The sequence below is a fragment of the Achromobacter sp. DH1f genome, assembly GCF_000633435.1.
GTDB classification, from domain to species: Bacteria; Pseudomonadota; Gammaproteobacteria; order Burkholderiales; family Burkholderiaceae_B; genus Achromobacter; species Achromobacter deleyi.
Genome location: NZ_AYMF01000020.1, coordinates 67,609 through 92,505 on the forward strand (window position 1 = coordinate 67,609; position 24,897 = coordinate 92,505).

General features: G+C 65.2%; 25 protein-coding genes and 1 tRNA gene. 16 read left to right on the forward strand and 10 right to left on the reverse strand.

Annotation, left to right across the window (positions count from 1 at the left end):
• Positions 1-4: 4 nt before the first annotated feature.
• From U858_RS0117490 to U858_RS0117525, 8 genes are all read left to right on the forward strand, one after another.
• Positions 5-613 (forward strand): LysE family translocator, encoded by a 609-nt coding sequence (locus tag U858_RS0117490; protein ID WP_025138444.1) that lies wholly within the window; start codon positions 5-7, stop codon positions 611-613.
• 226 nt (positions 614-839) lie between these two features.
• Complete coding sequence (rfbG, locus tag U858_RS0117495) at positions 840-1,919, forward strand: CDP-glucose 4,6-dehydratase (RefSeq protein ID WP_025138445.1); 1,080 nt, start codon at positions 840-842, stop codon at positions 1,917-1,919.
• The gene (locus tag U858_RS0117500) at positions 1,916-2,755 is read left to right on the forward strand and encodes an NAD(P)-dependent oxidoreductase (RefSeq protein ID WP_051593608.1); all 840 of its coding nucleotides are present in this window, start codon (positions 1,916-1,918) and stop codon (positions 2,753-2,755) included. Before rfbG ends, U858_RS0117500 begins: the two co-directional genes overlap by 4 nt.
• Positions 2,752-3,717 (forward strand): glycosyltransferase family 2 protein, encoded by a 966-nt coding sequence (locus U858_RS0117505; protein WP_025138447.1) that lies wholly within the window; start codon positions 2,752-2,754, stop codon positions 3,715-3,717. The genes U858_RS0117500 and U858_RS0117505 overlap by 4 nt, the downstream gene beginning before the upstream one ends.
• Positions 3,718-3,728: 11 nt before the next feature.
• Entirely contained in the window at positions 3,729-4,508 is a 780-nt protein-coding gene (rfbF, locus tag U858_RS0117510; protein WP_025138448.1) for a glucose-1-phosphate cytidylyltransferase, read from the forward strand.
• Positions 4,505-5,518, forward strand: coding sequence for a lysylphosphatidylglycerol synthase transmembrane domain-containing protein (locus U858_RS0117515; protein WP_025138449.1), 1,014 nt, complete (start codon positions 4,505-4,507; stop codon positions 5,516-5,518). The genes rfbF and U858_RS0117515 overlap by 4 nt, the downstream gene beginning before the upstream one ends.
• A 27-nt stretch (positions 5,519-5,545) precedes the next feature.
• On the forward strand, positions 5,546-6,856 hold the full coding sequence (locus U858_RS0117520) for an NAD(P)/FAD-dependent oxidoreductase (protein WP_025138450.1): 1,311 nt from the start codon (positions 5,546-5,548) through the stop codon (positions 6,854-6,856).
• 27 nt (positions 6,857-6,883) lie between these two features.
• Positions 6,884-8,332 carry a hypothetical protein gene (locus U858_RS0117525; RefSeq protein WP_025138451.1) on the forward strand — a complete coding sequence of 483 codons (1,449 nt, stop codon included), beginning with the start codon at positions 6,884-6,886 and terminating at the stop codon, positions 8,330-8,332.
• Between the two features lie 210 nt (positions 8,333-8,542).
• On the opposite strand, the gene U858_RS0117530 is transcribed toward U858_RS0117525, so the two are convergent.
• A tRNA-Phe gene (locus tag U858_RS0117530) sits at positions 8,543-8,618 on the reverse strand.
• A 284-nt stretch (positions 8,619-8,902) separates the two neighbouring features.
• Between U858_RS0117530 and hemA the strand changes: the two genes are divergently transcribed.
• The 5 genes from hemA (at position 8,903) to U858_RS0117555 (ending at position 13,266) form a co-directional block, all read left to right on the forward strand.
• Positions 8,903-10,177, forward strand: a complete 1,275-nt coding sequence (gene hemA, locus U858_RS0117535) for a glutamyl-tRNA reductase (protein ID WP_025138452.1) — start codon at positions 8,903-8,905, stop codon at positions 10,175-10,177.
• Between the two features lie 87 nt (positions 10,178-10,264).
• Entirely contained in the window at positions 10,265-11,347 is a 1,083-nt protein-coding gene (gene prfA, locus U858_RS0117540) for a peptide chain release factor 1 (protein WP_025138453.1), read from the forward strand.
• Between the two features lie 14 nt (positions 11,348-11,361).
• Complete coding sequence (prmC, locus tag U858_RS0117545) at positions 11,362-12,189, forward strand: peptide chain release factor N(5)-glutamine methyltransferase (protein WP_025138454.1); 828 nt, start codon at positions 11,362-11,364, stop codon at positions 12,187-12,189.
• A 182-nt stretch (positions 12,190-12,371) separates the two neighbouring features.
• The gene (grxD, locus tag U858_RS0117550) at positions 12,372-12,698 is read left to right on the forward strand and encodes a Grx4 family monothiol glutaredoxin (protein ID WP_006391696.1); all 327 of its coding nucleotides are present in this window, start codon (positions 12,372-12,374) and stop codon (positions 12,696-12,698) included.
• 4 nt (positions 12,699-12,702) lie between these two features.
• Entirely contained in the window at positions 12,703-13,266 is a 564-nt protein-coding gene (locus U858_RS0117555; RefSeq protein WP_025138455.1) for a UbiX family flavin prenyltransferase, read from the forward strand.
• A 98-nt stretch (positions 13,267-13,364) separates the two neighbouring features.
• Here the strand turns inward: U858_RS0117555 and U858_RS0117560 are convergent, their stop codons facing one another.
• The gene (locus tag U858_RS0117560) at positions 13,365-14,438 is read right to left on the reverse strand and encodes a DUF6817 domain-containing protein (protein ID WP_025138456.1); all 1,074 of its coding nucleotides are present in this window, start codon (positions 14,436-14,438) and stop codon (positions 13,365-13,367) included.
• 182 nt (positions 14,439-14,620) lie between these two features.
• On the opposite strand from U858_RS0117560, the gene U858_RS0117565 reads away from it, so the two are divergent.
• Positions 14,621-15,418, forward strand: coding sequence for a MetQ/NlpA family ABC transporter substrate-binding protein (locus tag U858_RS0117565; protein WP_025138457.1), 798 nt, complete (start codon positions 14,621-14,623; stop codon positions 15,416-15,418).
• Positions 15,419-15,429: 11 nt separating this feature from the next.
• Positions 15,430-15,969 (forward strand): acireductone dioxygenase, encoded by a 540-nt coding sequence (locus U858_RS0117570; protein ID WP_025138458.1) that lies wholly within the window; start codon positions 15,430-15,432, stop codon positions 15,967-15,969.
• Positions 15,970-15,984: 15 nt separating this feature from the next.
• On the opposite strand, the gene U858_RS0117575 is transcribed toward U858_RS0117570, so the two are convergent.
• From U858_RS0117575 to U858_RS0117590, 4 genes are read right to left on the reverse strand one after another with little or no spacing between them, the layout of a single operon-like run.
• Positions 15,985-16,806 (reverse strand): SDR family NAD(P)-dependent oxidoreductase, encoded by an 822-nt coding sequence (locus tag U858_RS0117575; RefSeq protein ID WP_025138459.1) that lies wholly within the window; start codon positions 16,804-16,806, stop codon positions 15,985-15,987.
• Positions 16,803-17,591 (reverse strand): citryl-CoA lyase, encoded by a 789-nt coding sequence (locus tag U858_RS0117580; RefSeq protein WP_025138460.1) that lies wholly within the window; start codon positions 17,589-17,591, stop codon positions 16,803-16,805. Before U858_RS0117580 ends, U858_RS0117575 begins: the two co-directional genes overlap by 4 nt.
• A complete protein-coding gene (locus tag U858_RS0117585) occupies positions 17,588-19,093 on the reverse strand; it encodes a class I adenylate-forming enzyme family protein (protein ID WP_025138461.1) in 1,506 nt (501 codons plus the stop codon). The genes U858_RS0117580 and U858_RS0117585 overlap by 4 nt, the downstream gene beginning before the upstream one ends.
• 10 nt (positions 19,094-19,103) lie before the next feature.
• Positions 19,104-20,093: a tripartite tricarboxylate transporter substrate binding protein gene (locus U858_RS0117590; protein ID WP_025138462.1), complete on the reverse strand. Its 990-nt coding sequence runs from the start codon at positions 20,091-20,093 to the stop codon at positions 19,104-19,106.
• Positions 20,094-20,195: 102 nt separating this feature from the next.
• Between U858_RS0117590 and U858_RS0117595 the strand changes: the two genes are divergently transcribed.
• The gene (locus U858_RS0117595; RefSeq protein ID WP_025138463.1) at positions 20,196-20,990 is read left to right on the forward strand and encodes an IclR family transcriptional regulator; all 795 of its coding nucleotides are present in this window, start codon (positions 20,196-20,198) and stop codon (positions 20,988-20,990) included.
• 63 nt (positions 20,991-21,053) lie between these two features.
• Here U858_RS0117595 and U858_RS0117600 read toward each other — a convergent pair whose 3' ends face one another.
• From U858_RS0117600 to U858_RS0117615, 4 genes are all read right to left on the reverse strand, one after another.
• Complete coding sequence (locus U858_RS0117600; protein ID WP_025138464.1) at positions 21,054-21,599, reverse strand: DUF934 domain-containing protein; 546 nt, start codon at positions 21,597-21,599, stop codon at positions 21,054-21,056.
• Entirely contained in the window at positions 21,592-23,328 is a 1,737-nt protein-coding gene (locus U858_RS0117605) for a nitrite/sulfite reductase (protein ID WP_025138465.1), read from the reverse strand. Before U858_RS0117605 ends, U858_RS0117600 begins: the two co-directional genes overlap by 8 nt.
• A gap of 256 nt (positions 23,329-23,584) precedes the next feature.
• Positions 23,585-23,776 carry a DUF2970 domain-containing protein gene (locus tag U858_RS0117610; protein WP_025138466.1) on the reverse strand — a complete coding sequence of 64 codons (192 nt, stop codon included), beginning with the start codon at positions 23,774-23,776 and terminating at the stop codon, positions 23,585-23,587.
• A 116-nt stretch (positions 23,777-23,892) separates the two neighbouring features.
• Positions 23,893-24,816, reverse strand: a complete 924-nt coding sequence (locus tag U858_RS0117615; RefSeq protein ID WP_025138467.1) for a LysR family transcriptional regulator — start codon at positions 24,814-24,816, stop codon at positions 23,893-23,895.
• Positions 24,817-24,897 lie beyond the last annotated feature (81 nt).

A 24,897-nucleotide genomic window follows, 5' to 3' on the forward strand; every position in this document is an offset into this window, starting at 1 on the left:
CGCCATGGCCCTGCATAGCTGGCTCATCTACCTGGTTGCCGTCACCGGCCTGTCCATCACGCCCGGCCCCAACACCCTGCTTGCGCTGACCCATGGCGCCCTGCATGGCCATCGCAAGGCCCTGTGCACCATTGCCGGCGGCGCGGTCGGCTTCATCCTGCTCATCGCCTTGTCGATGCTGGGCATCAGCGCGCTGCTCAAGGCCTGGGGGCCGGCGCTCACGGTGCTGAAGTGGGCCGGCGGCGCCTACCTGATCTGGCTGGGCATCCAATTATGGCGGGCGCCAGCCGTGCAGCTACGCCCGGCGCCCGACATGCCGCGCCTGCGCGGCACGCGCATGTTCAGCCAGGGTTTCCTGTCTGCCATCTCGAATCCCAAGGCCTTGCTGTTCTACGGCGCCTTCCTGCCGCAGTTCATCGACCCGGCGCGCAGCCTGTTTGCGCAATTCGTGATCATGGCCGCGACCTTCGCCGTGATCGAATTCGTGGTCGAGTACGTCCTGGCCCGCCTGGCACACCGCGTGCGTCCGTGGCTTGAACGTTGTGGACGGCGGTTCAACAAGGTGTGCGGGGGATTGTTTGCAGCGATGGGGCTGGCGCTGCCTGGGGCGTAGGCTGGTGGCGAGCAACCGGCCTAAAAAAAACTAACAATAATCGTCCATAACGGGCGATGGCTTGGCGCGAATGGTCTCTAGCGAGCGTTCCTGATTCGATAATTCAACTTGTCGTCAATTTCGGTTCACGCCAACCGTAATAGAATATATGGTTTGCCCGAAAATTCGCTCTCTGGCGCAATTGCGGCGAGGCCTGGGCGTCAGGCCGGAAATAGGACACGAAAATATGGCTGAGGCGTTGAAATTCGAGAATTCGTTGGCTGGCCGAAAAATATTCGTGACCGGCCATACCGGCTTTACCGGTGGTTGGGCATGCCTCTGGTTGAAATCCATTGGCGCCCAAGTGGCTGGGTTCTCGCTGCCGCCCGACACCCAACCTTCCCTGTTCGATGCGATTGGTCTGGCCGACGATATGCCCTCCACGTTCGGGGATATTTGCGACTATGACGGCCTGCGCAGCGCGATTGACGCTTTCCAGCCTGACCTCATTTTGCACTTGGCTGCCCAGCCGCTGGTGCGCAAATCGTACCGGGAGCCGGTCAGGACGTTTCTGGTGAACGCCCAGGGCACCGCGCATGTGCTTGAGGCGGCGCGCACCGTCAAATCGGTCAAGGGCGTGCTTTGCATCACGACCGACAAGGTCTACAAGAACAACGAGTGGCCGTGGCCCTATCGTGAAAACGATCCGCTGGGCGGCAAGGACCCCTACAGCGCCTCGAAGGCCTCCGCAGAAATGGTCATCCAGAGCTACGCGGCTTCCTACCCCTGGCAAGACGGTCAAGGTCCGGCCATCGCAACCGCCCGCGGCGGCAACATCATCGGCGGCGGAGACTGGTCCGAAGATCGCCTGATTCCGGATTTCGTCCGAGCCGTGGTGAATGATGGTTCCCTGGTCCTGCGCTATCCCGATGCGACGCGGCCGTGGCAGCACGTGCTGGCGTTGGTGCACGGCTACCTGGTCATCCTTGCGGGGCTCGCATCCGAAGATCCTGGGCGGGTGGCCAAGGCCTGGAACCTGGGGCCGCACGACGCCCGGCAGTACTCGGTACGCGATGTTCTCGAACTGATGAGCCAAAACTGGAAACGGCCGCAGCTGGACTACATGGATAATCCGCTGCCTGAAGCGCAGGCGTTGGCCCTGGACAGCTCGTTGGCGCGCAATCAATTGGATTGGGTGCCGGCGTGGGACGCCGAGCAGGTGGTCCGCGAGACCGCCGCCTGGTACCGCGACTACTACGCCGACCCGGCGGCCGCCCGGGCCATTACCGTGGCGCAGATCAACGCCTGGCGTGCTGCGCTGCAATGATGCGCTATGTGATCGGAGCTCGAGGCCGTCTGGGCCATGCCATCGTGCGCGAATATGCCGGCCAGGACGTGCAGTCTTTGGATCGGGCTGTGTATCAGGCGTGGTCCCGGCCGGGGATGGCAGGCGATGTCGCCCGCTATTTCGAGGGGCTTGCAGGCGCGCAAGGGGCGACCATCTATGTCGCGTCCGGGTTGCTGGATCCGGCGTTGCCGCAAGAGGAATTGCTGGGCGTCAATTACCACCTGCCCAGGAATGTGATTGACGGCGCGGCTGCGATCGGCGCCAGGGTGATCACTTTCGGTACGGTGATGGAGAGCCTGCTGCGCTCGAAAAATCCCTACATACAGAGCAAGACGGCATTGGCCGCTTACGTTGCCGAGGCTGTGGGCGCTGGCGCGCCGGCGGCGCATCTGCAGATCCACACACTCTTTGGGGCAGGCGTGCCCAGTCCCTTCATGTTCCTGGGGCAGATGCTTGCCGCGCTGCGGGAAGATCGACCGTTCAAGATGACATCAGGCCGCCAGTTGCGTGAATACCACCATCTGGATGACGAGGCCTGCGCCGTCCGCAAGATCGCGGAGTCTTCGGTGACGGGCGTGTTGAATGTGAGCCACGGCAGACCCGTCAGTCTGCGAGCGGTGGCGGAAAGTGTTTTCGGCGCGTTCGGCAGGGACGATCTGCTTTGCGTCGGCGCCCTGACCGAGCCGCCCGAGGAAAACTACCAGAAGATCCTGCCGCCCACCGAATTGCTGGACCCTGATGCTTTTCGGGAAACACTGCCGGCCATCGCCAAATATATGCAGGATTGCTATTCCGGCCAAGAGACGCAAGCATGAGCGAACAGAAAAAGCCGTTGATTTCCATCTCGATTCCCGTCTTGAACGAAGCCGGGAATATCGAGGCCCTTTATCGCCGGCTGTGCGCGCTGGCCGACGTCATGCGCGACCGCTGCGACCTGGAATTCGTGTTCTCGGATAATCATTCCGACGACGAATCCTGGGCTATGTTGACCGCGCTGGCCAAGACTGACTCGCGCGTGAGAGCAATCCGCTTTTCGAAGAATTTCGGCTTCCAGCGTTCCATCCTCGCGAACTACATGCATACGCGCGGCGATGCCGTCATGCAGATCGATGCCGATCTGCAGGATCCGCCGGAGATGCTGGAGGCCTTTTTCGAGCAATGGAGACAGGGCCACCAGGTCGTCTATGGCATACGCAAAAAGCGGCCGGAAAGCGGCTTGCTGCAGGCTTTTCGGAAATTCGGCTATTGGGTGATCGACCGGATCAGCGAGCATCCCATTCCCCGGGATGTCGGCGATTTCCGGCTGATCGACAGGAAGGTCATTCAGTCCCTGTGCCAGATCCGGACGGCCAATCCCTATCTGCGCGGGATGATCGCCGGCCTGGGTTTCAACCAGATCGGTATCCCCTATGATCGCGACGCGCGGACAGTGGGTGAAAGCAAATTCAACGTATCCCGCCTGATCCGGCTTGGGCTCACGGCGGTGTTCAATCACTCCACGGTGCCGTTGCGGGCGGCGTCTTTCCTGGGGGCGATCATCCTGGCGGCCAGCGTCGTGGGTGCGCTGTACTACCTCACACTGAAGTTTCTGCATCCTGAATTGCCGCCCGGCCTGGCCAGTATTCACATATTGGTCCTCTTTGGTATCGGCCTCAATTCGTTTCTGCTGGGCATCATCGGGGAATACCTTTTGCGCATCTATCTGGTTATGCGCGCGGATCCTGTGGCGATCGTCGAGCAAAGTTTGAATATTGATTCTTCCGAGTTGAAACTCTGAATAGGAACGTTATGAAAGCAGTCATTCTTGCTGGCGGACTGGGCACTCGCATTGCCGAAGAGTCCGATACCAAGCCGAAGCCGATGGTCGAGATCGGCGGCAAGCCGTTGCTCTGGCACATCATGAAGACGTATGCCCGCCATGGTGTGAAGGATTTCGTGATCTGCCTCGGCTACAAGGGCTACGTGATCAAAGAGTTCTTTTTCAACTACTACCGTCATATGTCCAATATGACCATCGATCTCAAGACCGGTGATCACCAGATCTTGGACAGCCAGGCAGAAGATTGGCGGATCACGCTCGTAGATACCGGCCCGGATACGATGACGGGCGGACGTCTCAAGCGCGTTGCTCCTTATCTCGGCAACGAGACGTTTTGCTTGACGTACGGCGACGGTCTATCGGATATCGATATCTCGGCCGAACTGGAATTCCACCGCAAGCATGGCAAGCTGGCCACCGTGGCCGCCGTGCAGCCTCCCGGGCGGTTTGGTGTTCTCAATATCGATGCCCAGGACCAGGTCTTGAGTTTCGAAGAGAAGCCCAGTGACGAGATCGGTTGGATCAATGGCGGCTTCTTCGTGCTGGAGCCCGGCGTCATTCCGTACATCGCGGGCGACGAGATTTCCTGGGAGCGTGCGCCGTTGTCGAATCTGGCCAAGGATGGCCAATTGTCGGCGTTCCACCATACGGGCTTCTGGCAACCCTGCGACACGCTGCGCGACAAGCGTGAGCTGGAAGCGCTGTGGGCAACTGGCAAGGCGCCGTGGCGTACGTGGACCGAAGCATGACAGCGGCGCCGCGTCAGGGTTCGGCGCGATGGCTCAAGCACCTGGCGGGCGCAGGCATCACGGTCCTGTGCCTGGTTGTCTTCGTGCGACAGGTCAACGTGTCCGACGTTCTGGATGCGTTGGCGCATTTCCATTGGGCTTACTTGGTGCTTGGCGTCGCTTCGCTGGCGGTGGGCTATGCGCTGCGCATTGTCCGCTGGTCCATGATGCTGCGGGCGGCCGGCGCCAATGTCACCTTCAGGGATTGCTGTGCGCCATTCCTGGGGTCCATCGCCTTGAACAATGTCTTGCCGCTGCGGCTGGGCGATGTCGTGCGTGCGCTGGTTTTTCCCCGCTCGATGGGCATCACCAAGACCACCGCGACCAGTAGCCTGATCGTCGAGCGGCTGGTTGACCTCATGACCTTGCTCGCCAGCCTGGCGATCGGCCTGTTCGCCATCCGGGCGATCGCCATTCCGGAGGCGCTCAAGGCGTCGGCTGTGTCGCTGGCGATCGCCGGGGGCGTTGTACTGGCGCTGGGCTTCTTTTTCAGCGGCGCGTTGGCGCGATTGTTTGATCGTCTGGCCGACCGGGCCCGCGAACAGGGCGCGGCCAAGCGCGCTGCCGTGTGCGACACGCTGGCAGGCTTGTTGCATGGTTTCAATGTCATGTCGCGTCCGCGCCTGTTGCTGTCCATGTTGGCGGTATCGATGCTGGTCTGGGTGGGTGAGGCGGGACTGTTCTATTTCGTCCTGCTGGGCGCGGGCGTCGAGGGTTCACCCTTGGTGGCATTGCTCGTCATGGCAGTCGCAACCCTGTCGACGTTGGTGCCATCCTCCCCCGGTTATGTCGGGCCGTTCCATCTCGCCGCCTTCACCGCGATCTCGCTGGTGGGCGGAACTGCTGCGCAGGCAGGCAGTTATGCAGTCATTGTGCACCTGGCGTTGTGGTTGCCCACGACGCTTGCAGGCGCTGTCGCCATTTGGGCAAGACCCGAGCTATTCCGAGCGGCCAAATCTCAGGCCGGCTGACGCTCAAGAGCAATAAGGTAGACATTCATGGAAAAATTCGACGTGGTCATCGTCGGGGGCGGCTTCACCGGCCTCACCGCTGCGTACGTACTGTCCAAGCAGGGCAAGCGCGTACACGTTCTGGAAGCCGACGATACGCCAGGCGGATTGGCGGGCACCTTCAATTTCAATGACGGGGTCAAGGTCGAGAAGTTCTACCATCACTGGTTCAACAACGACGTATACGTGCCCGAGCTGGTCAAGGAACTGGGCCTGGATGGCGACATCATGTTGTTGCCCACGCGGACGGGCATGTATTTCAACGGCCGCTTGTGGAAACTGTCGACGCCGCTGGATTTGCTGCGCTTCAAGGCGCTCTCGTTCATGGATCGCATTCGTCTGGGGCTACTGGTTTTCCAGGTACGGCGCATCAAGGACTGGAAGACGATCGAGCACCTGAGCATTCGCGAATGGCTCGAACCGCTGTGCGGCAAGACCGTCTACAAGATCGTCTGGGAACCCCTGATCAACTCCAAATTCTCCGTTTTTGCCGAAGCCGTCAACGCGGTCTGGATGTGGAAGAAGCTGGTGTTGCGTGGTGGCACCCGCAATGACAAGGGGGGCGAAGAGCTGGCGTACTTCAAGGGCGGCTTTGGTCGTCTTGCAGAAGCGCTGGCCGAAGGCGTCAGGCAACATGGCGGCCAGGTCAGCTACGGACGCCGCGTCACGGGTATCGAGGCCGATGGCACCGAGATCGTGCGCCTGGCGACGGATCAGGGGCCGGTCCAGGGCGACAAGTACCTGTTCACACCGTCGTTTCCCATCATTGCGGATATTTTCGACGGCTCGGCCGACCCGCAGTGGGTGTCGGCGCTGCGACGCGTGAAGTACCTGGGCAACATGTGCCTGGTCCTGCGGCTGAATCAGAGCCTGTCCGAGACCTATTGGCTGAACGTGAACGATCCCGGTTTTCCGTTCGTCGGCGTCATCGAGCACACCAACTTCGATTCCCCGGACAACTATCGCGGTTCGCGCATCGCCTATCTGTCGCGGTATCTGGCCACGGACGATCCCGTTTGGGCCTATTCGGATGAAGAATATTTCCAGTTCGCGATGGGCCATTTGAAGCGAATGTTCCCCAAGCTGGATCAGTCGTGGGTGCTGGACTACAAGGTATGGCGTTCCGAGTACGCGCAGCCGGTGACCGAACGCAATTACTCGTCGTATGTGCCGGGTCGTGAGACGCCCTATGCCAACGCGTACATTTCGACGATGGCGCAGATCTATCCGGAAGACCGCGGAACCAATTACGCGATCAGGGAAGGCCGCGATATCGCGCGGGCTTTGCTGCAAGCGTAAATAGCGTTCAGGGCTGGAGGGGGCGGTATGGGGCAGTTTTTCAAGGTGCGCACATTTCAGATCGCCGCGATTGCATTGGCGGTTTTTCTGGTGCTGATCGTCAATCGTGAGTTTGGTGCCGCGGACAATGGCGACTTTGTCAGGTACATGAGGGAATACGCCTCTATACCTGTCAATATGAAAGACACTGCCCCTGCGCTGTTCAGCGATGGTTGGAAGGATCGCTACTTTTACCAGCCTGAGTTCTATTGGAAGCCGGAGCTGCCGGATTTCGCGCAGCCCTGGTTCACTTCCGCAACGGTGTTCTGGAAGCTTGGCGACCTGCTGGGCGAGTATCTTTTCAGTCCCAATGTTGTGAACCTCAGGTATATCGGCCTGCCGCTATGCCTGCTTCACTTCTTTGCGTTGTTCCTGATGATCAGGCGGGTGCCTCCGGCCACGATGGGGTCTGCGTTGGCGATCATGGGCACTTTCCTCGTCATGACCGATGCGCGCATCTCGGCTTTCTACAATTCGTTCTATGCCGAGTCGGTGCCGTTCGTGGCGCTGTTCACCGTGTTCTGCGTGCTTTCCTGCCGTATGTTTTCCCGCGAGCCTGTGCCGCAGGGAACATGGAGCGAGAGTGGCCTGTTCGCGCTCTCTCTGGCCATGCTGCTCTTGGCTGTCTTAGCCAAACGGCAGTATCTGTATTTTGTCGGGCCAGCCCTGATCCTGTCCTACTACTATCTGGCGGCAGAGCTGCGGCTGCGTCGGATCCAGTGCTTTGCCTTGCTGGGCGTCTTTGCCGTCGTGCTTGCCTATGCGGTCAGTGGCGTGACGACATCGCAGCGAATCGACAATCCTGAGGAGCTTGAGGCTTCCCGCTACACCAGCTACCACGCGCTCTATTTTGGCTTGCTCCCGCATTCGAAGAAGCAGACCCAATTGCTGGCAGAGTTGGGGTTGCCGGCGGCCTCCGAGTCGTTCATCGGCAAAGATGCATGGGACCCCGTACGAGCGAAATTCATTGTCGAGCATCAGGAGCTGACGATCGCCACCTATCTGAGGGCGATCGTTCTTGATCCCCGCGCATTCCTCGGCTCGCTCTGGCAAAACGCCAAGCAGGTAGGCAATTTCGACATCGGCTTGGGCATGACGCATGGGGATCGGATGAAATTTCCGCCAGCGCTGATATCCGCATTCTCCACGGGGTTTACCAAAATGGCCGGAGCGGGAATCTTCGTGCTGTCAGTCCTGTTGGCAGGCGCGTTGGTGCTGTTTCCTGTGGGCGATTCAGCCGAACGCAGATTCGCGTGCCGGATTCTGTCGTTGATCCTGTTGGTGATCATCGTGTCGGACGTCGCAATATCGACCTTCGATGGAAGGCAAGAGGCGCGAAAGCACGTGATGGTCGCCAGCCTGGCGGCAGCGTTGATGCTGGTCTGCGGCATAGCGGCTTTGGTGGGCCGTTGGCGGCAACGCCCGCAAACCACATGATGGTCTGAGCCTGGCGGCGTTGCGCGGCCAGGCGACGTTCACAGGCGCGGTCAAGCTGCGCCCATAACGATATGGGCATGCATTGCCCAGGCAGCGGTGGTGCTGCGACGCTGGTGCGATGACGGTGCTGCTGCTGTGCAGCCCCGCTGGGGCATCAGCCGCGAAAGTGAAAAGCCCCAGTGCTCTTGCGAGCGCTGGGGCTTTGTATTCTGGTGGCCTGGGGCGGAATCGAACCACCGACACAAGGATTTTCAATCCTCTGCTCTACCGACTGAGCTACCAGGCCAACGAAGTCCGCAACTATACACAATTTTTTGGACTTGTGCCAGTCGGAGCGAAAAAACTTCAAATATTTTTGCCTGACCCGGAAAGCGGCCTGGCTTGAGGCCGAGCCGCCAACTGTTGGGCGAAAGGCACGCTTGGGTGCGACCCAGGGTCGCGGCCGGGGCTCTGGTTGGTCTGGGGATAACCCGCAGGGGTATAATCATTAGCGGTCTGCTGTTACATGCGTGCTGTACCGCATGACCCGCAGGGACCACCGCTCTTATTACTTACGGCCTCGTCCTTTACATGTCGGTAGCTGTTCTAGCCTTCGGTCTGAATCACACGTCCGCGCCGGTTTCGGTTCGCGAACGCGTGTCCATGCCCGTTGATCTGGTCAAGCCGGCGCTCGAAGGCCTGCGTTCTGCGTTTGGCGGATCGGTGCGCGAAGCGGCCATTCTGTCGACCTGCAACCGCACCGAAATCTATTGCGCTGCCGACGGCCACGTGGCCGACCAGTTGCCCGCTTGGCTGGCCGAGCACAATCGCCTGGACGCCGGCACGCTGCGCCCCCATCTGTATCGCCACCATCAAGACGACGCCGTGCGCCACGCCTTCCGCGTGGCCAGCGGGCTCGATTCCATGGTGCTGGGCGAAACCCAGATCGTCGGCCAGATGAAAGACGCCGTGCGCGCGGCCGGCGAAGCCGGTTCGCTGGGCACGTTGCTGCACCAGATGTTCCAGCGCACCTTCTCGGTGGCCAAGGAAGTGCGGTCGCAGACCGCCATCGGCGCGCAGTCGGTGTCCATGGCCGCCGCCGCGGTGCGCCTGGCCGAACGCGTGTTCGGCAATCTGGACCAGGCCCGCACGCTGTTCATCGGCGCGGGCGAAATGATCGAACTGTGCGCCACGCACTTTGCCGCGCAACGTCCGCGCAGCATGGTGGTGGCCAATCGTACGGCCGAGCGTGCCGAGCTGCTGGCCAACCGCTTCTCGGCCAGCACCATGAAACTGTCGGACCTGACCGACCGGCTGTCCGAATTCGACGTGATCGTCTCCTGTACGGCAAGCTCCCTGCCCATCCTCGGGCTGGGGATGGTGGAACGGGCTACGCGCCTGCGCCGCCACCGCCCGATGGTCATGATCGACCTGGCCGTGCCGCGCGATATCGAACCCGAAGTCGGCCGCCTGGACGACGTCTACCTCTATTCCGTCGATGACCTGGGCCGCCTGGTGCAGACCGGCACCGATGCGCGCCGCGCCGCGGTGGTGCAGGCCGAGGCCATCATCGAAACCCGCGTCCAGGGCTTCATGCACTGGATGCAATCGCGTGAAGTGGTGCCCGTCATTCGCGACCTGCACCAGGCCGCCGAAGACGTGCAGGCCGCCGAACTCGAACGTGCCCGGCGCCTGCTGGCGCGTGGCGAATCGCCCGAGGCCGTGCTCGAACAGCTGGCCCACGGCCTGACCCAGAAGTACCTGCATGGCCCGCTGGCGGCGCTGAACCGCAGCGAAGGCGACGACCGCAAGCAACTGCTTGCCTGGATGCCGCGCCTTTTCCCCGGCCGCGACTCGCGCCGTTAGCGGCGCTGTCCCACGCCCCGCCTCTCGGCGGGCGTTCGTCTTGTGGGCGCCCGCTATCGTCGTTTTTCCTTTGCAGAATTCCCCATCATGAAATCTTCCATGCGCAGCCGGCTGGAGCATCTGTGCCACCGCCTCATCGAGGTGGACGCGTTGCTCGCCGAACCGGAAACCGCGTCCGACATGGATCGCTTTCGCAAGCTGTCGCGCGAACGCGCCGAGCTTGAGCCCGTGGTCGAGGCCTTCACGGCCTTCGTGCGTGGCGAGGAAGACCTGGCGGCCGCCCAGGAAATGCTGTCGGACCCCGAACTGAAGTCGATGGCCGAAGACGAGATCAAGACCGGCCGGGTCAAGCTGGAATCGCTGGAAGCGGCGTTGCAGCTGTTGCTGCTGCCGCGCGACCCCAATGACGGCCGCAGCGTGTTCCTGGAAATCCGTGCGGGCACGGGCGGCGACGAAAGCGCGCTGTTCTCGGGCGACCTGCTGCGCATGTACACGCGCTACGCCGAACAGCGCGGCTGGCGCGTCGAGCTGATGTCAGAAAGCCCGTCGGAACTGGGCGGCTACAAGGAAGTGATCGCGCGCATCAATGGCGACGGCGCCTATGGCCGCCTGAAGTTCGAATCGGGCGCGCACCGGGTGCAGCGTGTGCCCGCGACCGAGGCGCAAGGCCGCATCCATACGTCGGCCTGCACGGTGGCGATCATGGCGGAAGCCGACGAGGCGTCGGAAATCGTCATCAACGCCAGCGACCTGCGCATCGACACGTTCCGCGCCAGCGGCGCGGGCGGGCAGCACATCAACAAGACCGATTCGGCCGTGCGCATCACGCACTTGCCCACCGGCCTGGTGGTGGAATGCCAGGACGACCGTTCCCAGCACCGCAACAAGGACAAGGCCATGCAGGTGCTGGCCGCGCGCCTGAAAGACAAGGAAACCCGCGAGCGCCAGAGCAAGGAAGCGGCCGAGCGCAAGAGCCTCATCGGCTCGGGCGACCGGTCCGAGCGCATTCGCACCTACAACTTCCCGCAGGGCCGCGTGACCGACCACCGCATCAACCTGACGCTGTACAAGCTGCAGCAGATCATGGAAGGCGACCTTGAAGAGCTGACCGGCGCGCTGATCGCCGAGCATCAGGCCGAGCAGCTGGCGGCGCTGGGCGACGACATCTGACGCATCGCATCGCCATGACCGCACAGATCAAGAGCCTGCTGCTGGATGCGCGCCTGCCGCGCCTGGAAGTACGCATGCTGCTCGAGCACGTGCTGGCCAAGCCGCGCGCCTGGCTGCTGGCGCATGACACCGATCCGCTCGAGCCGGCCACGGCCGCCGCCTATGAGGCGCTGGTGCAGCGCCGCCTGGCCGGTGAGCCCATGGCGTACCTGGTGGGTCAGCGCGAGTTCATGGGGCATACGTTCCGCGTAACGCCCGACGTGCTGATTCCGCGCCCGGACACCGAGGTGCTGGTGGAAACCGCGCTGGAGTGCGTGGCCGGGCAGGCCGCGCCCGCGGTGCTGGACCTGGGCACCGGCAGCGGCGCCATCGCGATCTCGATCGCGCTGGCCCGGCGCGATGCCCGCGTGATGGCCAGCGACGTCAGCGCCAAGGCGCTGGCGGTGGCGGCGGCCAATGCCTGGGACCTGACGGCGTCGCTGCGCTTCGTGGAAGGCAGCTGGTACGAGGCGGTGCCGGCCGGCGAAGGCTTTGACCTGATCGTGTCCAACCCGCCCTATGTGGCCAGCGACGATCCGCACCTGGGGCAGGGCGACGTGCGCTTCGAGCCACGCGGCGCGCTGACGGACGGCGCCGATGGCCTGGTAGACCTGCGCCGCATCGTGGCCGGCGCCCACCGACACCTGAAGGCAGGCGGGGCGCTGTGGATGGAGCACGGCTGGGACCAGGCCGAGGCCGTGCGCACGCTGCTGGCCGATGCGGGCTTTGCCGACGTGCACAGCCGCCAGGACCTGGCGGGCATCGAACGCATTTCCGGCGGCCGCTGGCCGGGGCGCCGCTGACGCGGATTCCGATGCGAAAGCGGGTTGCCGCCGATACCTGCACGAAGGCGGGTGCGGGCGCCGCTGGCCCGATTTGTAACCGTCAACCCGCCATTTCCCGGCCCCGTCCCGGGGAATCCGGGCGGTTTTCCCGCCTGTACCTATAATTGGCGTATTCCGTTATGCCTGTCCAAGAGACCACCATGAGCGACGTTCAAGAATTCATCCGCGAAACCGTGACCCAGCACCCCGTCGTGCTGTTCATGAAGGGCACCGCCCAGTTCCCGCAATGCGGCTTTTCCGGCAAGGCCATCCAGATCCTCAAGGGCTGTGGCGTGAAGAAGCTGGTGACCGTGAATGTGCTGGAGGACGACGAAGTCCGCCAGGGCATCAAGGAATTCTCCAACTGGCCCACGATTCCGCAGCTGTACGTGGCGGGCGAATTCATCGGCGGCTCGGACATCATGAACGAGATGAATGAGTCCGGCGAACTGAAGACCCTGCTGGAGCAATCCGGCGCCACGGCCTGATCCCGTGCGGCGTCTGGTGATCGGCATCACGGGGGCCACGGGGTCCCTATACGCGGTGCGCATGCTGCAGGCGCTGCGCGGCGTGGACGATGTCGAGACGCACCTGGTGGTATCGGCCTCGGGCGTGCTGAACATCAAGCACGAGCTCGATGTCAGCCGCCATGATGTCTACGCGCTGGCCGACCACGTGCACAGCGTGCGCGATGTGGGCGCCACGCTGGCCAGCGGTGCGTTCCAGACGGCGGGCATGGTGATCGTGCCGTGTTCGATGCGTACGCTGGCGGCGGTGGCGCATGGCCTGTCGGACAACCTCATCACCCGTGCGGCCGACGTGACGTTGAAAGAACGCCGGCGCCTGGTGATGATGGTGCGCGAAACGCCCTTCAACCTGGCGCACCTGCGCAACATGACGGCCGTGACCGAAATGGGTGGCATCGTGTTTCCGCCGTTGCCGGCGTTCTATCACCGGCCTGCCAGCATCGAGGAAATGGTGGACCACACCGTGGCCCGCGTGCTGGAACTGTTCGATATCCACGTGCCCGGCCCGCACTGGGAAGGCACGAAGTAAACACCGCGGCGGCCAGCGCCACCGCGGCAAAGCGCCCCGGGGATCCATCTGATCCCCGGGGCGTTTTTCCTGGCGGGGGCGGCGAGCGGCCGCGCGGGTTACTCGACCAGCCCCAGCCCGTTCAGCGCGGCCAGGTTCTCCGGCCAGCGGCGGGCGTGCGCATTCTGCAATTCGATGCGGGCCCATGCCATCCAGCCGGCCCATTCGATGCGCTTGTCCCAGGCGGTGCCCCAGGCTTGCAGGGCGGCCAGACCCGCCGCCGCATGGCGTTCGGCGGCGTCGAAATCGCTGGCGGTCAGCGCCAGCTGGGCCAGCAACAGACGCGGCTCGCCCACCCACGGGTTGTGTTCGACTGCGGCTTCCAGCATGTGGCGGGCGCTGTCCATTTCGGTCAGGGGCTGCATGCGCGTGACCACCTGCCAGTACAGCGCGCTGGCCGCGGCTTCGTCGCGCGGCGTGAGCGTGGCGCGGCAGTGGTCGAAGGCCGGCGGCACGGGTATGCCGGTATCGGCCGGCAGGGTGGCCAGCGGCGCCAGCAGGTGCGACAGCATCGACAGGATGTTTGACGGCGGCTTGAGCGGCCCGGGCCAGAGCGACGCGGCCCAATTCGTTTTCAGGTCGCGGCGCTGCTGTTGCGGATAGCCGGCGAAGATCTCGTCTTGCCAGCTGTGCCATTGCTCGCCGATGTCGGCGGCGGACACCACGATGAAGGCGGCGACCTGGCGCGGCGTGAAGGTGAACACCTGGCCGTCGGCGCCTTCGAGCGTGAGGCCCTCGGGGCCTGTGCCCTGGCCTTGCAGGATGGCCTGGACGAACCGGGTGCGCGGCATGGCGCAGAACAGGCTGACCCATTCTTCGGCTTCGGCGCCCAGCACGTCGCGCAGGGTGTTGCGTTCGCGTTCGCGGTCGAACAGGGTCAGGTCGACGTATTCGTTGCCATAGACGCTGTGGAACAGGCCCAGCAGCCGGACTTCGCGCGGCTGGTTCCAGAGCGTGAGCGTGCGGTACACGCCCAACAGGTGGTGCTTGAACGTGCCGGCCTTGTGCCAGTCTTCGCCCGCGCTGCGGGCGAACAGCAGGTCGAGCAGGGCGGGCAGGTCGACATCCACCGCGGCGTAGTGATCGGCCAGCAGGGCGCGCGCGTGCGGGTGCAGTTCGGTAGGGGTGGACATGGGCGTAGCGGGTGGGTGATGAAGGTCAGCCGCTATTGTGTCGCGCCAGCGCAAGCTTGTCATGGCGATGCGTCTTATATGGGTTTGAACATATCAATATGAAAATTCATCGCTTCCGGTTTTGAAGCGCGGTCACTAGAATCCGGGGCTTCCTCTACCCGTTTGATTCGTCGAGACCCGCCATGCGCCTACGCCACACCCTGGCCGCCTTTGCCACCCTTATCGGATTCGCCGCTGCCGCGCCGGCCCTGGCGCAGGACGCCGAACTGAAGGTCGGCGTGACCGTCGGCCCGCACGCCCAGATCGGCGAAGTGGTGCAGCAGGTGGCCGCCAAGCAAGGCCTGAAGGTCAAGCTGGTGGAGTTCAGCGATTTCATCCAGCCCAACGCCGCGCTGGACGCCAAGGAGCTGGACCTGAACATCTACCAGCACAAGCCTTTCCTGGAATCGCAGAACAAGGCGCGCGGCTACAAGCTGGTGCCGGTGGCGACCGCGGTGGTGCAGCAGATGGGCATCTATTCCAAGCGCGTGAAGTCGCTGGACGACCTGAAGCCGGGCGCCAAGGTGGCGATTCCCAATGACCCGACCAACGGCGCCCGCGCGCTGCTGGTGCTGCAGGCCGCCAAGCTGATCAAGCTGAAAGACGGGGTGACGGTGACGGCATCGTTGTTCGACGTGGTCGAGAACCCCAAGAACCTGAAGTTCGTCGAGATCGAAGCGGCGCAGCTGCCGCATTCGCTGGCCGACGTGGATGCCGCCGCCGTGAATTCGGCTTACGCCATTCCGGCCGGCCTGTCGCCCGCCAAGGACGCGCTGGCGCTGGAAAGCAAGGATGCGCCGTTTGCCGCGGTGGTGATTGCCGCCCGCGAAGACAACAAGAACGACCCGCGCATTGCGCGTTTCATCAAGGCCTACCAGTCCGATGAAGTGAAGGCGTTCGTGGCCAAGCAGTTTCCCGGCGCGTACACCACGTCCTGGTAAGCGCGGCGCCCATGTCCTCGCTGACGATCTATCCGCAGGATGACCCCGCCGCTGGCCGCCGCATCGACGAGGCCGGCGAGATCCGGCGCGAGCTGGCCGCCATCGGCGTGACCTTCGAGCGTTGGCAGGCGCAGGCGCCCGTTGCGCCGGGCGCGCCGCAGGCCGACGTGCTGGCGGCGTATCGGCCCGAGATCGACCGGCTGGTGGCCGAGCGCGGCTACCGCAGCGTCGACGTGGTCAGCCTGGACCCGTCGCATCCCGACCGCGAGGCGCTGCGCCGCAAGTTCCTGGCCGAGCACACGCATGCGGATGACGAGGTGCGCTTTTTCGTGGCAGGCAGCGGGCTGTTCACGCTGCGTGTCGACGGCCGCGTCTATGCGGTGCTGTGCGAAAAGGACGATCTGATCTCGGTGCCCGCCGGCGTGCCGCACTGGTTCGATATGGGCTCTGCGCCCGCCTTTACCTGTATCCGGCTGTTCAACGATCCGGCCGGCTGGGTGGCGCAGTTCACGGGCGACGCCATCGCGGCCCGTTTCCCGGCGCTGCCGTAGCGCGGCCGCCTGGCCTTACGCGTACTTGCCCGTCAGCCCGCCATCCACCAGCAATTCCGTGCCGGTGATGTAGGACGCTTCATCCGACATCAGGAACGCCACCGCGTTCGCCACTTCCCAGGGCGTGCCCATGCGGCCCATCGGCACCTGCCGGTCGCGCGCGGCGCGGGCAGCTTGCAGGTCGTCGGCGTCGAACATGCGCGCCACGTTCCTGGCCACGCGCGGGGTGTCGATCAAGCCCGGAATCACCGTGTTCACGCGGATGCCGTCGGCGGCGTACTGCTGGGCCGTCATGCGCGCGAAGTGAATGACGGCGGCCTTGCTGACGCTGTAGGCCAGGTGCGGATAGCCGGTGTAGCGGATGCCGGCCACGGAAGAGACCGTCACGACGGACCCGCCGCCCTGCTGCCGCATCAGCGGCGCCAGCAGGCGCAGGGCGATGAGCAGGCTGGTGACGTTGACCTGCTGGATGCGGTCCCAGTCGGGCAGCGAGATGTCTTCGGGGCCACCGACCTGGCCGATGCCGGCGTTGGCCTGCAAGGCGTCGATGCGGCCGTAGCGGCGCATTGCGGCGTCCACCGCGGCCTGCATGGCGTCCGGGTCGGCCACGTCGGCCTGCACGGGCAGGGCGCTGCCGCCGGCCTGTTCGACTTCGTGCGCCGCGTCTTCGGCGGCGGCCTGGCTGGCGTCCAGCGCGATGATCGCGGCGCCCTGGCGCGCCAGCGTCACGCAACTGGCCTTGCCGATGCTCCAGCCCGCGGCCGACGCACCGGCGCCGGCCACCAGCACGACCTTGCCGGCCAGGCGAGCGCCGGGCGCGGCGGGCGTGGGCGTCACGACGCGTCCCCGCTGTTCTGGTGCGACTTGCCCTGGCCGACGTAGGGAATCGCGTGGTCGATGGTTTCCCAGATGTAGCGGCCGGAGGGGCTTTGCTGTTCCTCGGCCACGTGCGACACCAGGCCGGCCGCGCGCGAGATGACGGCAAAGCCGCGCATCAGGGCCGTGGGCACGCCGATTTCACTGAGCAGCGCGGCGACCGCGCCAGTGGCGTTGATGGTGATGTGCTTGCCGTAGGCCTCGTCCACCGCCGCCGTCAACAGGCGCAGGGCCCTGAGCGAGTCGCCCGGCAGGTCGGGCTCGGCTTCGGCCAGCGCCAGCAGCTTGATCGAGCGGGGATCGTCGGGCTTGTGCAGGTGGTGGCCGAAGCCGGGCAGGGCCTGGCGGCTTTGCCGGAATTCACGCGCAATCGCCTGAGCCTCGGCCGCGCCGTCGGCGGCCTGGCGGATGCGGTCCAGCAGGCGCGAGCAGTTTTCCATCGTGCCGACGAACTGGCTGCCCACCGCCATCAGGCCGGAGGCCACGGCGCCTTGCAGGTTTTCGGGCGCGCTCATGTAGATCAGCCGCGTGGCGATGGCGCTGGGCGTCATGCCGTGTTCCATCAGCGTGACCAGCACCGCGTCGACGATGCGCATGTCCACCGGCCGCGCCTCGCGCCCCAGGATCTGCATGATCATCACTTCGGTGAAGCTTTTCTTGCCGATCAGGTCTTCGACCAGGTCGACGTCGCGGTACGACATGCCGGTCAGGTGATGGGCGCACAGGCGGGTTTCGGGCGTGTTCATGGGGTCTCCTTCAGGGCCGCGTCGCGCACGGCGTTTTTCAGCACCTTGCCGACGGGCGAACGCGGCAGGCTGTCGTGGATATGGAACTGCTTGGGCGTGGCGACCGGGCCGAGCAGGCCGCGCACGTGGGCCTTGAGCGCGTCGGCATCCGCCGTGGCGCCGGGGTGGAACTGCACGGCGGCGTGGACGGCTTCGCCCCATTTGTCGTCGGGCAGGCCGAAGACCGAGCATTCGTACACGGCCGGGTGCGCCGACAGGGCGTTCTCGACGTCCACCGGGTACACGTTGAAGCCGCCGGTGATGATGACGTCGCGCAGGCGGTCTTTCAGGAACAGGTAGCCGCGGGTGTCGATCAAACCGGTATCGCCGGTGTGCAGCCAGCCGTCGATGAGGGTCTCGGCGGTTTTCTCGGGCAGGCGCCAGTAGCCGGACATGACCAGGTCGCCGCGCACCACCACTTCGCCGATTTCGCCGCGCGGCAACAGTGCGCCATCGGGCGCCATGATGGCCACGTCCGACAGCCAGGTGACGCGTCCGACCGAGGCGCGGTTCTCGGAGGCTTCCAGGTCGGCGGGGCGCAGCACGGTGACGATCTGCGGCGCTTCGGTCTGGCCATAGGTGGTGCCCAGCACGGGGCCGAAGAACGCACGGGCGCGTTCGATCTTCTCGGGCGGCATGGGCGCGCCGCCGTAGATCAGGTTGCGCAGCCGGGGAAAGTCGGCGCGCGCTACGCCCGGCTGCGCCATGATCATGTAGATCAGGGTGGGCGGCATGAAGCTGAGCGTGCCGCCGCGTTCGCGAAAGGCGGCGGTGATGGCGGCGGGCGTGGCGGCATCCAGCAGCACATGCGCGCCGCCGCTGGCCAGCACCGGCAGCAGGTAGGTGCCCGTGCCGTGCGTGACGGGGGCGGCGACCACATAGCGGTCGTCGGGCGTCAGCCCCCAGCTGGTGATCTGGTTGATGATGCCGGCGTTCCAGGCGTGGTACGGCTGCATCACGCCCTTGGGCAGGCCGGTGGTGCCGCCGGTGAACTTGATGGCCTGGGTGGCCTCGCGCGGCAAGGCATGGCGCAGCGGCTCGCGGCCGGCGGCGCCCGCCAGCAGGGCGTCCACGGCCAGGCCGGCCGCGTCGGCCCCCAGGCTGATGCGCTGGCCCACGCCGGTGGGCACCAGCGCGTCGCCGGCCGCATCGACGATGACGATCGACGGTTCGGTGGCGTCCAGGATGCGCCCGATTTCGCGCGCGGTGCTGCGGTAGTTCAGCGGCACCCAGATCTTGCCGCTGGCCAGCACCGCCAACAGCGCCAGGATATGGCGGCTGGAATTGCCGGCGCACAGGGCCACGCGGGTCTGCGGCGCCGGGTCCAGGTCTTGCAGGGCGGCCGCCAGCGCCCGCACGTCCGCGGCCAGCCGCGCATACGTCACCTGGCCTTCGGGCGCGTCCAGCGCCACGCGGTCCGGGTATTGCTCGGCGGCGCGGAAGAAGAAATCAATCGGGTACACCCTGTGCTCCTCAGTTGGCTTTGATGTCGGCGCTCTTGACCACGGCGCCCCATTTGTCGATTTCGCTGGCGATCATCTTGGCGAATGTCTCCTGCGTGTTGGGCGGTTGCGGCGCGTAGAAGCCGGATTGCTTGTAGGACGCTTGCAGCCCGGGGTTGGCCAGCGCCTTGTTCATGGCCTGGTTCAGGCGGTCGACGACGGCTTGGGGCGTGCCGGCCGGCGCCATCAGGCCGAACCAGGATTCGACGTCGAAGCCGGGCAGACCCGATTCGGCCAATGTCGGCACGTCGGGTACCGCCGGCAGGCGCTCTGGCGAGGTGACGCCGATGGCGCGCAGCTTGCCGGCCTGCACGTGCGGCAGCGACGAGGGCAGGTTGTCGAACATGGAATCCACCTGGCCGCCGAGCAGGTCGGCCACGGCCGGGCCGCTGCCGCGGTAGGGCACGTGCAGGATGTCGGTGCCGGTGCGCATCTTGAACAGCTCGCACGACAGGTGGATGGACGAGCCGCTGCCCGACGAGGCGCAGGTCAGCTTGCCGGGGTTCTTCTTGGCGTAGGCGATGTATTCCTGCACGCTCTTGATCGGCACCTTGGGGTTGACCACCAGGATGTTCGGAATGGTCGCCAACAGGCCGATGGGCTTGAAGTCTTTGACGAAGTCGTAATTGAGCTGGCTGTAGAGCGTGCGGTTGATGGTGTTGGCGATGGAGCCGACATACAGCGTGTAGCCGTCGGGCGCGGCGCGCGAGACGATTTCGGCGCCGATATTGCTGTTGGCGCCCGTCTTGTTTTCCACCACGATGGTCTGGCCCAGTTCTTCGGTCAGCGCCTTGGCCACCAGCCGGGCCACGATGTCGGTGGCGCCGCCCGCGGCATAGCCCACCACCAGCGTCACCGGGCGTTCGGGGTAGGGCTTGGCGGCGGTGGCGGGCGCGGCCAGGGTCAGGGCCCCCGCGAGGGCTGCCGCCGCGGCGGTGAGCCGCTTGCTCAATGTCTTCATGGTTGTCTCCGTCCGATTTGTCTAATATTTGGACAGATCTTTGCCTGCCCGACTTCATAGTGGGCTTTGATAGGCGCGTCATCAACGCAAGGTGTCCAGAAAATGAACAAGACGGAGACAGAGAGCGATGGGCCGCGTGTGTTGCGGCGCGGCCTGCGGGTGCTGGGCGTGTTGCGCCAGGCCGGCGCGGTCGGCATGCACGTGACGGACATTGCGCGGGCGGCGGGCATGCAGCGGTCTACGGTGTACCGCTATCTGGATGTGCTGGCCGAAGAGGGCTATGCGCTGCGCGAGGCCGACGCACCGCGCTGGCGCATGGCGGAACTGGGCGTGATGATGGCCGGCGATCCGCATGCCCAGGCCGTGCGCAGCCTGCGGCCGGTGCTGCGGCAGATCAGCGATGTCAGCGGCGATTCGGCCTTTCTGATCTGCCGGGCCGGCGGCGATTCACTGTGCCTGCACCGCGAGGTGGGCAACTACCCCGTGCAGGTGCTGGCCGTGACGGTAGGCCATCGCCAGCCGCTGGGCGTGGGCGCGGCCGGGCTGGCGCTGCTGGGGGCGTTGCCCGCGGCCGAAGCCGACGAAGTCATCCTGCAGAACGAACAGGCCTTGCGGGCCTATGGCGGCATGACGGTGGCGCAGATGCGGCGCCTGGCGGAAAACACCCGCGACCGCGGTTGGGCGGTGGTGGGCAATGCGGCGGTGCCGGGCGTGCTGGGCGTGGGGGTGGCGCTGTGCGATGCCAGCGGCTATCCGCGGCTGGCGGTCAGCGTGTCCAGCCTGATCAGCCGCATGCAGGCGCCGCGCCAGCGCAGCATCGCCGACCTGATCCGCGCGCAGCTGGCGCAAGACGAGATCAAGCGCCAGCGCTGGACCATACCGGGGGAGCAGGCCTGAGGGTCGTCAGGAAGGCGGGGGCGCTGTCGACCCGGGCATGAATCCCGGGTCGGCGCGTGGGGATCAGACCTGGGCCGGCGCCGGGGCGCGGTAGGTCTTCTGGTAGTGCACCGTGAACGTCTTGAACGCATCCAGCGCCTTGCGCGGGTCGTGGCCCGGCTTGACCAGGAAGCTGTCGAAGCCGACGCGCGCCTGGTAGTGGATGGTGTCGATCATCACGTCGCCGACGGCGCGCAATTCGCCCGTCCACTGGTAGCGCGTGCGCAGCAGCTGCGCCAGCGAGTAGCCGCGGCCATCGGTATAGACGGGAAAGTCCACCGCGATGAAGGCGATGCCGGCGGGGTTGAGCGTGCCGTCGGCATCGAGCAGGTCGCGCAGGTCGGCGTCCGGCGCCAGCAGCACGGCCACCGGGTGCTGGTGGCGGCGCAGCGTGGCGTGCGAGGCCTTCCAGGTGGCCAGCGGCACGATCCAGCCCGGTTCGTCGCTGGGCACCTGGCCTTCGGCGGCCACTTCAGGTTCGGGCACGAAGGTGCGCGCGGTGTCGGCTTGCAGCTGGCCGTTGCGGATCAGGTGCGGGCCGGGCGCGTCATGGGCGTAGACCTCAGACATGGGCGGCCTCCTGGGCGGGCTTGGCAAAGGCCGGGTCGGCGTAGACGTCCTGTTTGAAAGGGTCGATGCCGACGCGGTCCACCACGTCGATGAAGCGTTCTTCTTCGCTGTCGCGCAGGCCCAGGTAGGTCTGGATCAGGCGGTCGACCACGCCGGGCACCTGGTCGCGGGCGAACGACGGGCCGATGATGCGGCCGATGGCGGCGCCGCCGCCCTTGGTGGATTCAATGTCGGGCAGCGGCTTGGCGGCGCCGTTCTGGCGTCCGCCGATGGTGACCTGATACCACTCTTCGCCGGCCTTATCGACACCCAGGATGCCGATGTGGCCCACGTGGTGGTGGCCGCAAGAGTTGATGCAGCCGGAGATGTTCAAGTCCAGCTCGCCGATCTCGAACAGGTAGTCCAGGTTGTCGAACTGGCGCTGGATGGCCTCGGCGACGGGGATCGACACGGCATTGGCCAGCGCGCAGAAATCCCCGCCCGGACAGGCGATGATGTTGGTGAGCAGGCCGACGTTGGCCGTGGCCAGGTTCAGCGCGTCCAGCTTGCCCCACAGTTCGTGCAGGCGCGCGCGGCGCACGTCGGCCAGGATCAGGTTCTGTTCATGCGACACGCGCAGTTCGCCAAAGCCGTATTCGTCGGCCAGCGCCGCCACCGCGTCCATCTGGTCGGCGGTGATGTCGCCCGGCGGCACGCCGGTGGCTTTCAGCGACACGGTCACGGCGGCATAGCCGGCCGCCTTGTGGGCATGCACGTTGGTGCGGACCCAGCGCGCGAAGCGCGGGTCGGCGGCGGCCAGGGCGGCCGTGTTGTCAGGTTCGTCGGCGGCGCTGGCGTCGTACTGCGGCCAGACGAAGCGCGCGGCGATGGTGTCGACGAATTCCTGCGTGATGGTGTCCGGGCCGCCCTTGATGAGCTGCCACTGTTCATCCACCTGCTGCGCGTAGACCTCGGGCGTCAGGTCCTTGACCAGGATCTTGATGCGCGCTTTGTACTTGTTGTCGCGGCGGCCGTGCAGGTTGTAGACCCGCAGCGCGGCCTGCATGTAGGTCAGGAGGTCCTGCCATTCGACGAAGGGATTGATCAGCTTGCCGACGATGGGCGTGCGGCCCATGCCGCCGCCCACCCACACGCGAAAGCCCAGCTTGCCGTCGCGCTCGACGGCCTGCAGGCCGATATCGTGCACGCCGACGGCGGCGCGGTCCTGCACGGCGCCGCTGACCGCGATCTTGAACTTGCGCGGCAGGAAGGCGAATTCGGGATGCAGCGTGGACCACTGGCGGATGATCTCGCACCACACCAGCGGATCGATCAGCTCGTCGGGCGCGACGCCCGCGAAATGGTCGGTGGTGGTGTTGCGGATACAGTTGCCGCTGGTCTGGATGGCATGCATCTGCACCGTGGCCAGTTCGGCCAGGATGTCCGGCACGTCTTCCAGCTTCGGCCAGTTGAACTGGATGTTCTGGCGCGTGCTGAAGTGGCCGTAGCCGCGGTCCCATTTGCGTGCGATGTGCGCCAGGGTGCGCAGCTGGCGCGAGGCCAGGATGCCGTACGGAATCGCCACGCGCAGCATCGGCGCATGGCGCTGGATGTACAGGCCGTTCTGCAGGCGCAGAACGCGGAAATCATCTTCGGTGAGCTGGCCGTCGAGGAAGCGGCGCGTCTGGTCGGCGAACTGCGCCACACGCTGCTCGACGAGCTGCTGGTCGACGGGGTCATACACGTACATGTCTACTGCCCTTGAAGTCTTCTCGGTCTGAGTCCCCAAGGCAAGGCCCGCCGCAGGCGGGCAATGGGGGGATTCATAACCGTAACAGGCAGCCCGGACGACCGTCTAAGTCATTCTAGTAATAAGTGTATGCCCCCACGCCGCACGTGCTTCGCACGCTTGCTGCCCCCCAAGGGGGCTGTCCGGCCTTCGGGCGGCCGGACGGCTGTTCTGGCCATGGGCGGCGCAGGTCGCTCGCGCTGCTTATATATAGGCGTTACAACGCCGCGTTGACGGCCCAGCGGGCGACGAAGACCAGGATGGCGACGAGGCACGCGGCCATCAGCAGCCCGGTGAGAATCAGCGGAGCGGGCTTGTTGTGGGCGATGTCGGCGTCGTAGCCGCGGCCGCGGCGCACGCCGAAAAAGCCCCACAGGACGGATTTGGCCGTGCGCAGGAAGCTGAGCATGAGGGTCTCCAGGCAAGGAAGGGGATGCAACCACTGTAGGCGTTGCATCCTGGCGGCGACAGGGGCAGATCCGCGCAAAGAGACCGTATCAGATGTGTCGTAGCCGATGCGCCTTCTCAAAGCGCGGAAGACGGCGGGGCGCCGATGCCGCGCACGATATGGTCCAGCAGTTCACGCGCGGCGGGCGAGATATGCCGACCGGCGCGGCTGAGCACGTGCAGGCTGCCCTGGTTCAGGATCGGGTTGGCCAGCGGCAGGCTGGCCAGGCGCTGCGCGGCCATGTCGGCGGTGACGGCAATCGGCGGGGTCAGGGCGTAGCCGATGCCGGTGGCGGCGAACTGCCACAGCGCCTTGAAGGAAGACGTCGTCAGCACATTGCGCAGGCGCACCTGTTCGCTGATCTCGGCGGCCTGGATGTGCTGGCGCACGCCGAAGCCTTCCTGCATGGACGCGCCGGGGTAGTCGACCAGGTCGGTCAGCAGCAGCGGGCGTTGCAGCCGCGTCAGCGGATGGTCCTGCCGCACGATGGCGCGGATGGGTTCGGGCCGCGAGTAGTGGGTACGCAGGCGGGCATCGTTGGGCGGCTGGAACACCAGGCCGATGTAGGCCTGGTCGTCGACGATGCGCTGCACGATTTCAGAGGTGCGCGCCACGTCGATGTCCAGCGTCACTTCGGGGTGGCTGCGCCAGTAGCCGGGCAGCACGCGGTCGAACATCAGTTCGACGAAGCCTTCGCCCAGCACCAGGTCGATGTGGCCGCGTTCGGCCTTGCGCAGGCTGTCGATTTCCGAGAAGAAGCTTTCCTGGATGTTCTGCTGGCGCTTCACATAGCGCGCCAGGATGTGGCCGGCATCGGTGGGCACGACGCCGCGGCCCCGGCGCTCGAACAGCGCCATGCCGCAGTCGCGCTCCAGCGCGGCGATGGCGCGGCTGACGGCGGACGGGTCCATGTTCAGCACTTCGGCGGCGCCGCGCACCGAACCCCGGCTCATGACCTGCATGAAGTAGTGGGTGCGGCGGGCGTCGAGTTTTTCGTCCATGGGAGCGGCTCCGTGGCGGCAAGGCATCGAAAAATTTGCAACAATATCGAGGGTTTACCCTGAGTTATTGCGTGATCTTGC